General features: G+C 70.5%; 2 protein-coding genes. Both read left to right on the forward strand.

Annotated features, from left to right (window positions below):
• Nucleotides 1–35: 35 nt before the first annotated feature.
• Entirely contained in the window at nt 36–821 is a 786-nt protein-coding gene (dmpE, locus tag HNR28_RS18035; RefSeq protein WP_043679230.1) for a 2-oxopent-4-enoate hydratase, read from the forward strand.
• 88 nt (nt 822–909) lie between these two features.
• A partial coding sequence (gene dmpH / locus HNR28_RS18040) for a 2-oxo-3-hexenedioate decarboxylase (RefSeq protein ID WP_409364711.1) occupies nt 910–1,727 on the forward strand: 818 nt, incomplete at its 3' end.

Raw genomic sequence — 1,727 nt, forward strand, 5'->3', positions numbered from 1 at the left:
CCGAATTCAATGCTGACCGAACGGAGCCGTACGAGATGGAAACCGCGCTGATCGAAGAACTGGGCGACGAGCTCTACACCGCCTGGGCCGAGCGCCGGATGGTCGAGCCGCTGAGCGCCCGCCACCCGGGCATGAGCGTCGAGCAGGCCTACCGCGTGCAGCAGCGCATGGTGGGCCGGCGCCTGGCGGCCGGCGCGCGCGTGGTGGGCAAGAAGATCGGCGTGACCAGCCAGGCGGTGATGGACATGCTGGGGGTCTACCAGCCGGACTTCGGCTACCTGCTCAGCGACATGGCGGTCGCCCCGGGCGAGGCGATCTCGATGGCGGGGCTGATCCAGCCCAAGGCCGAGGGCGAGATCGCCTTTTTGCTGAAGAGGGACCTGTGCGGGCCTGGGGTGACGGTGAGCGAGGTGCTGGCGGCCACCGAGGCGGTGATGGTGTGCTTCGAGATCGTCGATTCGCGCATCCGGGACTGGAAGATCCGGATCCAGGACACGGTGGCCGACAACGCCTCGTGCGGGGTGTTCGTGCTGGGCGACCGGCTGGTCAGCCCGCGCGGTCTGGACCTGCGCACCTGCGGCATGGTGTTCGAGAAGAACGGCGAGCTGCTGGGCACGGGGGCGGGGGCGGCGGCGCTGGGCCATCCGGCCAACGCGGTGGCGTGGCTGGCCAATGCGCTGGGGGCGCTGGGGGTGGGGCTGGAGGCGGGCGAGATCGTCCTGTCCGGTGCGCTGGCGGCGATGACGCCGGTCGTTGCGGGCGACAGCCTGCAGGTCTCGATCGGGGGCATCGGCGCCTGCGGCGTGCGCTTCGTCGCCTGAGACTGAAGAAAGAAGGGCGGACGCGGGCAAGACGGGACCGGTGCAAGGAGAAAGGACGATGACAGAGATGAACCGAGGCGGGACGGACATGGGCGAAACGAACACGGGCGGGACGAACCCGGACGGGATGGACCTGGACGCGCCGAGCCTGGATGCGGCGACCATCGAGGCGCTGGCCGAGCGCCTGGAGGACTGCGAGCTGCAGGCGCGCGACACGCCCAAGATCACGCTGGATCATCCGCGGATGAACTGGGCCGACGCCTACGCGGTGCAGGAGGCGATCCGGCGGCGCAAGGTGGGGCGCGGGGCGCGGATCGTGGGGCTGAAGGCGGGGCTGACCTCGTTTGCGAAGATGCGCCAGATGGGGGTGGACAGCCCGATCTTCGGGTTTCTGACCGATGGGTTCGTGGTGCCCGACGGGGGGCGGTGCCGGCATGCGGAGCTGATCCACCCGAAGGTGGAGCCCGAGCTGGTGTTCGTGACCAAGGCGGCGCTGGCCGGCCCGGGCTGCACGATTGCCGAGGTGCTGGCGGCGACGGACTTCGTGCTGGCGGGCATCGAGGTGATCGACAGCCGCTACCGCGACTTCAAGTTCGACTTGAAGAGCGTGGTGGCGGACAACTGCTCGTCGAGCCGGTTCGTGGTGGGCGGAATCATGCGCGATGCGCGCGAGCTGGACCTGCGCACGACGGGGGTGGTGCTGGAGAAGAACGGCGAGGTGGTGGCGCTGGGGGCGGGGGCGGCGGTGCTGGGGCACCCGGCCAACGCGGTGGCGATGCTGGCCGATCACCTGGGGCGGCGCGGGCAGGCGATCCCGGCGGGCACGCTGATCCTGACGGGCGGGCTGACCGAGGCGGTGGCCGTGCAGCCGGGCGACCACGTGGCCCTGCATGCGCAAGGCATGGG

This window comes from Castellaniella defragrans (assembly GCF_014203015.1).
GTDB lineage: Bacteria > Pseudomonadota > Gammaproteobacteria > Burkholderiales > Burkholderiaceae_B > Castellaniella > Castellaniella defragrans.

Coding starts and splice junctions, on each gene's coding strand:
- dmpE (WP_043679230.1), top strand. CDS start 36: ATGGAAACCGCGCTGATCGAAGAACTGGGCGACGAGCTCTACACCGCC.